This window comes from Nostoc flagelliforme FACHB-838 (assembly GCF_014698065.1).
GTDB classification, from domain to species: Bacteria; Cyanobacteriota; Cyanobacteriia; order Cyanobacteriales; family Nostocaceae; genus Nostoc; species Nostoc flagelliforme_B.
The window spans coordinates 1-7,965 of sequence record NZ_JACJSI010000269.1 but is presented as its reverse complement, the minus strand read 5'-3'; the positions used below and the strand labels follow the sequence as shown (position 1 = coordinate 7,965).

Here is a 7,965-nt window from a genome sequence, read left to right as displayed (position 1 = left end):
TGGTAACTGGTATTCTATTGCCTATCTGGAAAATCCTGCCACAGCAGAATAGTCGAGTATTCCGGTTGCAAACCAGCGATGGGCAAAAGATTCTCGGTCGGGTGGTGAATGCTCACGACATTCAAACCGTGCGCGAACAACTCGGACTAAGGAACCAGCTGCTTTCTCCAGAAGAACTTGTGAAGCTGGTACTCAACGAGAGATATACACAACAGTTGCCGGGTGGCGTAACCTTGCGGCGCTCTTTCATTGCTGGTGAACCTCGCATAGAACTGGTTAATGCTATCTCACTGGCAGAGCGACTGGTGGCTGTGGGTTGCTTCACCGAAATCATCAACTGGCAAAAGCGCGTATTCATTCCAGTTTCAGACAAAGCACCAGCTATTCTAGCGGCTGTGATTGAAATCTTGGGATAATTCCTAACCTCAAAGACCCAGGCATTTAATCCTAGATTTCTCACTTGTGAGAAATCTAGGAGTGTGGGGGGTAAAAATTTCTTCCCACACCCTTGTGAGAAATCCGGGTCAGCATCTTTGGCGAATCTGGAGTTAATGTGTTGAAGCTGAATTTAGCTTTGGATCAGATTAAAGGGTGATTTCAAAACCTTTGTAGAGACGTTGGATTGCAACATCTCTACACCCAGATTCATAGATTTAATCAGCAACGCCAAATTTTACAACAGCGATCACACTTTCAACAGAGCTTTTGTTATGTGATCGCTTTAAATTTGTAATGCCCAGATTTGCTATTACAATTAGGCAACAATAACGAAATTAGCTTCAGTTAGTGAAAGACCACCATGTAATTGTGCAAATTGTGCTTGAGTAAACGCACCACCGCTACCATCAAGGTCAAAAAATAGTCCACCTGTACTGCTGTCGTAGATAAATCGTTGAGCTTCTGTTGTCGCGACTGAACCGATGGTAAACGCACTAGCTGAAAGTTTTAAAATGCTTACAAGCAGCGCTTGGCTAGTATGCTCACACAATTAATTGGGTTAATTTAATCACTATAATCTTTGTTGAGTTGGGTGTCACTATTTAAATTGTAATTTTTCTGACCTTGATTTACGTGTCTTTTTAAGTAAATATCCTGAGTATTAGGAAGTGAGGCTTGATGGGGATTTTAGTCAGAAAAGCAATCGCTATCCTCAAGGCAATATCTAGTGGTCTGCCAACCAAAAAATGCGCTTTTTCAAGCTGGGGAAAGGGGAAGGGATTTAAAACCTTTCCCCTTTCCCCGCCAAGTGAACTTGGCGAACTACTAGTTGCTACCGAGGGTCGGCTTCTCTCTTCTTCTGAAGTAGAGGGAGGGGTTTTTAGGGTGTAAGCCGAGAGTCAAGAAGGGGAAAGCCTCAGCAGATCAAATTTATTTCTAGTGCACAGTAGAGTAGATACTCTCAATAAACCGAAATTACACGGTTGTCGGCTCAAAGCCAAAAAAGCTCAACGTTATATCAATATATATAGGCAGCAATTACACGTAATGGCTCTAACGTGTAACGCAATCGCAAACTTCCCCTGGATATGACGTTTCCTAACTGCGGTCTGGCAGATACGCCTTATTTCAGGAGCAGACCTACTCGGTAGGGGATTACTCCGGGTTAAAGCCTCCGTGTGAGGGAGGGACAAAGGAACCATCACCCTCCACGGTCGGAGATGGAGTTGGGACAGCGCGGTTCTGTGAAGGTTTCAGTATTGCCTCGAAGAGCGCATGTCCTGCTTGAGTGACGACACGATCAGCAACCGGAGGTGCATTCGAGTCCAAAGCAGCTTTTACCTGTGCCTCGACATCAGCGACAAAGCGGCTGATACGTAGTCCTTCGTTGGCGTACCACCATTTCTGGCGCTCTCCCATCTGTGGTGTCCAGTGACCTCCGCCAATTGCCAGAATGTTCCCCTCGCTATCGCGCTTCTCGACTCCGCCGTGATGAATTCCCACAATCTCCCACTGGTTATTGAAAAGCGGCGCACCAGAGGAACCCTGTTCAGTGTCCGTCTCATAGTGCAGCCACAGGTCTTGCAGCGCCGTTAGCCGATTCTCGCGCAGGCTCACCTGACGTGGCTGTCCCTCTGGGTGATGAATGGAGTGGATCATCTCGCCCTTGGCCAGTTTGCCCTCTTCTCGAACAAGAACGTTGTAACCAAACTCGGCGATGTTCGCGTCCGGTCTTCGACTGTCGGCACGGGCGCGGTCGGTAACGGCGACTAAGGCGTAGTCCATACCTCCCCGGGCCGGATGAGAGACGAAAAAGATTTCTGGGGCGAGGTCAAAAATGGCGGAGAGCAGAACTTCTCCTTCAAAAGTCTCCTCATAGTCAAACTCTACCCGACTGAACCGCGCTGTCTCCAGCGAATCTAGGACATGCTGGTTAGTCACCATGAGGTTTGGGGCAACCAAAAACCCAGTTCCCCATCCAACGCGCCGACTTGCGTCACGGATGTGAATGCGCCCGACCGTTCGGCGAAGCTCTGTCCCCCGCGTGAGAAACCAGCAGGGCTGGGTGTCATTGCCGCCGATCTGACGTTCCAAGGCACGTTGCGCTGACTCTGGGGCTTCGCCGACCGGACTGCTGGCTAGGGCCTCACGATTCTCCTTGCTTAGAATCATAGTCAGGCTTTGGTTCGCCAGCAACCGCATCTTTCGCTTCTCAATACGCTCTGGGCTGTCTGCTTTCAAAAGCTCGCCCTGCTGAAGATACTGGCGAGTCTTTTCTCGCTCCTTTTCTGATGCTGTCAAACGCTGGGTTATTTCTTGGTGAACCTGGCGGGGAAGTTCCATCATACTTTTTCCTTCTTGCGTGCGACAAAACAGGATGAGGCCGTGCTAAGGTTTACGATTCAGATAAAATAGCTACAGGCTTAGGTTTTCGTAGTTTTCCTGGAGGCGGACACGATCCCGGCCTGCTTCGAGTCCATCTGAGGAGAGCGGCAGCTCATGCGCTTTCAAATAGTCGAAGTCAAGATTAGTACGTTCCTTAAGGTGGTCTAGTGCGACCCGATAAGTACCAGAATCGAAAGCGGCTTCAAAGCGCAGCATATCCTGAATTAACTTGCCTTGTTCCAGCACATACGCCGCTGTTGCCAGTGTGCCGTCCGCTTTCACGTAGGCGATGATCTTCCAGAAGGCGAGCGGAAGACGAACACCCTTGTGGATGGGATCTTGGTCATCCATCACCGGACCAGTAAACACCGTGACCTTCCGGTTGCGCGCATCAGCGTTGTTCAGAATGTAGTTTTCCAGTCCTTGCCACAGGTCTTGCCCTTGGTTAAATCTTTCATGCTGAGGAGAGCAGTTCGTGAAGTGAAAGGTATCATCGTTGGCGCGACTGGACAGAGAACCCCAGACCGGATCGAGGCGGCGAACTAGATGGCCTCTATCCAAGGCGTTGCGGCGATAAAGTGCCTCGCCGATCTGCTCCGATTCCGCAATCCGGGAATCGAAATACCAGCGATCCCCCCCACGTGACAGGTCGGTACTCTGGCTACCGTCAATATTAACAACGGTATAGTAGGCAAGCTGACGGCGACGATTCATAACGATGCTGAAGTGGTTATAGGGTAGCACGGTTGGATCGTCACCCTGGACAGCATCACTGTTTTTGGCGGCGTTCCGCCGTTGCTCGTCAGTCAATTTAGGTAAGGGGACGGCGATACCCAGAAAATCCGGTTCGTAGCCCTTGTAACCTTGGTAGTACGAACGGGGACGAGCGGCTTCTTGCGACAATTCAGATGTAAAGCTTTCGGTAGGCGTGGAAACTTCCGGGCTGTTCCCGATACGTACTGTGATGTTTACAGGAACCGTTAACGTCACTTCGCGCGAATCCATAAAATAACTCCTCTTATGTAGAGATTCTGAACACCTCTGTTCGGGGCGTTTCGGCGTCACCAATAACATTTTAAAATCAGCCTGGCTTTACCACATATTAGCTCTAGCTCTCTAAGCCTCAAACAGAGCAGCTGTTCTATACTCCTTAATAGTATTGTCAATAACTGTATAATCCTTCTGAATTACTCTAACAAAGGAAAAATATAAATCCTGGAATTGTGCAGAAAAAAGACATAATCAGTAAATTAATTCACAATCAGAATTAGTCAACCAAAGCTAATGAATAAATACTAATGTCAAACCAATGTAGGTTTTATTTAAGTAAATAATAAAAAAAGGTTAAATAATTACCTTTTTGTGAAAAATCTGCTGTAATTTCCCCCTACCGTTGCCATCCCTGTCTTTATAAGAGCAAGAGCTACGGCTTTGCAGTGATTGGACTGCTAGTGGTAAAGCAATTCATCTATGGTGCTACTTTTTCTTTAAACAACTTCCCAGCAGAAAACGCAGGAACTTTGGTAGCCGGAATTGTCATTGGTTCATTCGTTTTGGGATTACGCCCTTCGCGTTCTGAGCGTTCGCGTCGCCCGAATGACCCAAACCCAATCAGCGTTACCTTATCCCCATCAGCTACAGCTTCGGTAACAACTGACAAAAAAGCACTGATGATTTCATCGGTTTGCTTTTTTGTGATGTTGGTCTTTGCTGCTACAGCATCCACTAGTTCGCCTTTGTTCATAAATCACCCTGAAGTATTGCCTTGAAAAGGAAATTTACCATTACTACCTTTTGTGAGGATAGGGGGAAAACGGCTAACAATCAAGCAGCATACGAAAATTAACAATGCACGATTCCTACTGATTAGACACTCAGGCAGTTCAACCCCATCACAAAACCAACGGCAGCAATTGCTTCGTCACCTTTGTCGCGTAGAATAACTGTGGGTACAGCCGAGCGCAACACCAAAGATATTCACAAAAAAAAAGTTCATACGCTCCTTTGCTCCCGAGTTGACAAGATCCGAGCAGCATTGGTGATTAGAACTAACACTTGAACTCCTTTAATTTTAATTTAATTAAAGCTAAAGGTGAATTTCTCACTAACTGCAAGATGCGAAAAAAGCAACGTATATTTTAGTAATTCCCCTCGAATAAAGCAAATTTGGTAACACTATGAAAAATCTATCGCTCATTACAGCAATTGCAGTAATTCTAGCTTTAGGAAAAGTTAGTAAATCACAGGCAGTAACATTTATTGATACTTGTGGGGCGGAATGTGGAATTAATGGTGCTATTGGTTATCTGGGCGAAGGAAGTCCTTTAGGTAACGGGATTCCTCTTAATATCGGGCAGACTTTTACTGTACCTAATACTGATAATGTGCTAAGTGAATTTAGTTTCTTTTTATCAGACCCTTTTTCTTTTCCAGATGTAGTGGATTTTCGTGCTTTTGTAATCCAGTGGGATGAAAAAAATAATACACCAACTGGTTCTGCTTTATTTGAAAGTAAACCTCGCTCAACTACCTTCCAAAATTCTCTTTACCCAATGCAAGAATTTGTTTTTAATACAGGGGGTATTGAATTAGTTTCTGGTGGGAAGTACTTAGCATTTTTAAGCTCATTAAAAGATTTGGACGGATTACCTGGCTATGCTTGGGTTGGCGAAAGCCCACTGAGTCCGGTCTTTGACCGTTACCTTGGTGGGAAAACCTTTTTGATTAGCGCTACAAAGTTTGATTCAATAATTAATAGCTCATGGGACTTGGATACGCCTTCGGCTGATCTTAATTTCAAAGCTATCTTTATCTCTGAACATTCCACAAGTGTTCCTGAACCTTCTTTGATATGGGGGTTCTTCGTATCAAGTGCTTTTAGTATCAGATTATTTTCGAAACGCAAATAATAAGTATAACAGCACAATTATTACTCGAAACCTGCTGACACTTAATCGATGTGCAGGAAATTTTATTTTAAAGATGGTGTACATCGGTCTAAAAAAGCTACCAAACCAAATTTTGACCTAAGATTTACCGCCAACACATCATTCATCACTCCAACAGCCCACATCAGCAAGACTTTCGGCGATACTTGTGAGAATCGATTGGAGGACGATAAACAACGCCCCGTAAGAGCGATGTCTATGACGGGCTGTCCGGTGTCGCTACTTCATTTCTCCATCCCCAGATTTCCTTACTTAGCACCCATCACCAGCAACCATATCTGACAGCTGCCAGGGAAGAAGCTCAAAGTCGCGGATACCGTCTGTGAATTGAGCATATCTCTGATAGGTAATTATTTTTCAAACCGTTGTTCTTGCTGTGGTTGCTGTTGGCGTTGAGTGGGTTGGAGTTTTTTTAATAAAGCTGGTGGTGTCGCTTGGCGAAATGCACCACAATAGTGCATGGTCATAACTGCTTTGAAAGCCCAATGGTCTGATGGAACATCAGTAAAAGGATTTGGTAAAGTTTGGGCAAGATTTTGAACGCAAGCATTCATAACTTGATTTGATGTTGCTGGAGCTTCAGTTACAGGTTCTTGAGATTTAGCAGGAGTAACAAAACTAGTAGTTGCTAGTACTACGAGTGTAACTAAAATTTTGTACTTCATAATTTGAGTTTTCTAGAGATGGCATCTAACCCTATCTTAATTTGCAGACAGCAGCCCAGGAACTAGAATATTTTTGCCCAGATGAAGGTTTCCTCATAATGCCGCCGCGCATATTGATCAACAGAAGAACCACATCTTTCCGCAACTTTGACAAATACGGATATGCACCCAGCGACTGTTTATTTGGATACACTCTTCACAACCAAATACTGGCTAGTTTGCTTTAGAAATCAGAGTCTCCGTAGTTAGATTGTCTAAATGTTAGCAACTCATAGGAATTTAAATGACACGTTAATCAGAGTATAGACTAGTGCAGGGAAATACAGCTATTTTTGTTAGTTATGGATTAAAGCTCATATTTAAATGGCACGCTTGATAAGGGCAAATCCATTATTATTTGTAGGGCTTTTGGGTACAAAGTGTAGTAAATGTTCAGTGCAGTTAAGATTATGCTTTCTTAATATTGCGATAACCGAACTAGCAACATGAAGTCATTGTGGAAAACTATGCAATTATCCTTCTTTTGTCACTCTAGGGAAATAAAAATTGGGGCTAAATGATGAAACCTAGATTTAGTGGGAAGATTAGCGATCGCAAGCTAATAGAAACCTTTAAACAAAGCTCTACAGTTAAAATCCTATCTGGGCAAGGGTTATAGTTTATTCTCTGCCGAAAGTGACAAAAGAGGGGTAATACTAATTTTGTATGAAGTTGCATAGAATGAGAAAGCTAAAACCTTTGCTTTGCAATTCTTTCGCCCTTATCCTGTTTCATGCAGCTTCACAATAATTTGGTATAAGGCAAACGTTACAGCTTTGCAATACAACCAAGATTTTAATTAGATATCAATCTTTATCTGTTCTATCTGTCTAGCAGCTTTATCCCAAAGCTTTGCAGAAGCCTCATCTTTCCAATGATTTCTGAGATTTTCTGCTTTCTTATGACTGATTCGTTCTAACATTTCTAGAACTGCGGCTAATGTTAGTTGATCTACAATTGCCTCTAAAGATTCCATGTATTCTTTCGTCATAACTAACCTCTTGAATAACTTTTAATATTTTCCTAATTTTACATTTGAGCCATTGGCTACGGAACTAGAGTAGCGTGCAATCATGCTTCGTTACATTTTCATGCCTGAATCCAGTAACGCCGCAATCGCGTTAGTGAACAAATGGATATAATACAGTGGTGCAAGCATAAAAGTTAAGTTTTCTAGCTTTATTTTTCTTACAGAGAAATAGTCGATTTGTAGAGTAGTCGGTCTATAATTTTAGATATTTCTATGGCTAATTAGTTTAATTAAGATATTTTTTCTAAACTAATTTAGATAGGAATGATTAAAGCAATTAGTGAACGCTTATCAAGTGATTGAACTTTTCCTACTTGGCTAAGATCACTTACAACCCGGTCTAGTAGCAGGGCAAACGCATCTAAATATTGACGAGCCTGAATCAGGATGAAATACACCAAGACTCAAACTCCATAAGGCTTTGAGGAAATTAAATCTTACTCATTATGAAAATGATAAT

At 43.6% G+C, this 7,965-nt stretch carries 9 protein-coding genes; 3 read left to right on the top strand and 6 right to left on the bottom strand.

What is annotated here, in order from left to right:
* A partial coding sequence (locus H6G97_RS40335; protein WP_190946226.1) for a hypothetical protein occupies nt 1–416 on the top strand: 416 nt, incomplete at its 5' end.
* Nucleotides 417–754: 338 nt separating this feature from the next.
* Here H6G97_RS40335 and H6G97_RS40330 read toward each other — a convergent pair.
* The 4 genes from H6G97_RS40330 to H6G97_RS40315 all read right to left on the bottom strand — a co-directional run bounded on the left by H6G97_RS40330 (nt 755) and on the right by H6G97_RS40315 (nt 4,567).
* Nucleotides 755–988: a hypothetical protein gene (locus H6G97_RS40330; protein ID WP_190946225.1), complete on the bottom strand. Its 234-nt coding sequence runs from the start codon at nt 986–988 to the stop codon at nt 755–757.
* Nucleotides 989–1,593: 605 nt separating this feature from the next.
* Nucleotides 1,594–2,784, bottom strand: a complete 1,191-nt coding sequence (locus H6G97_RS40325; protein ID WP_190946224.1) for a trypsin-like peptidase domain-containing protein — start codon at nt 2,782–2,784, stop codon at nt 1,594–1,596.
* A gap of 69 nt (nt 2,785–2,853) precedes the next feature.
* Nucleotides 2,854–3,828 (bottom strand): DNA/RNA non-specific endonuclease, encoded by a 975-nt coding sequence (locus H6G97_RS40320; RefSeq protein ID WP_190946223.1) that lies wholly within the window; start codon nt 3,826–3,828, stop codon nt 2,854–2,856.
* A 463-nt stretch (nt 3,829–4,291) separates the two neighbouring features.
* Nucleotides 4,292–4,567 carry an HU family DNA-binding protein gene (locus H6G97_RS40315; RefSeq protein ID WP_190946222.1) on the bottom strand — a complete coding sequence of 92 codons (276 nt, stop codon included), beginning with the start codon at nt 4,565–4,567 and terminating at the stop codon, nt 4,292–4,294.
* Between the two features lie 433 nt (nt 4,568–5,000).
* On the opposite strand from H6G97_RS40315, the gene H6G97_RS40310 reads away from it, so the two are divergent.
* Both H6G97_RS40310 and H6G97_RS40305 read left to right on the top strand, forming a co-directional pair.
* Nucleotides 5,001–5,732: a hypothetical protein gene (locus H6G97_RS40310; RefSeq protein ID WP_190946221.1), complete on the top strand. Its 732-nt coding sequence runs from the start codon at nt 5,001–5,003 to the stop codon at nt 5,730–5,732.
* A gap of 48 nt (nt 5,733–5,780) precedes the next feature.
* Entirely contained in the window at nt 5,781–6,053 is a 273-nt protein-coding gene (locus tag H6G97_RS40305) for a hypothetical protein (RefSeq protein ID WP_190946220.1), read from the top strand.
* A 68-nt stretch (nt 6,054–6,121) separates the two neighbouring features.
* Here H6G97_RS40305 and H6G97_RS40300 read toward each other — a convergent pair whose 3' ends face one another.
* Nucleotides 6,122–6,436, bottom strand: a complete 315-nt coding sequence (locus H6G97_RS40300; RefSeq protein ID WP_190946219.1) for an S-layer protein — start codon at nt 6,434–6,436, stop codon at nt 6,122–6,124.
* A gap of 838 nt (nt 6,437–7,274) precedes the next feature.
* Complete coding sequence (locus tag H6G97_RS40295; protein ID WP_190946218.1) at nt 7,275–7,466, bottom strand: hypothetical protein; 192 nt, start codon at nt 7,464–7,466, stop codon at nt 7,275–7,277.
* Nucleotides 7,467–7,965: the final 499 nt, after the last annotated feature.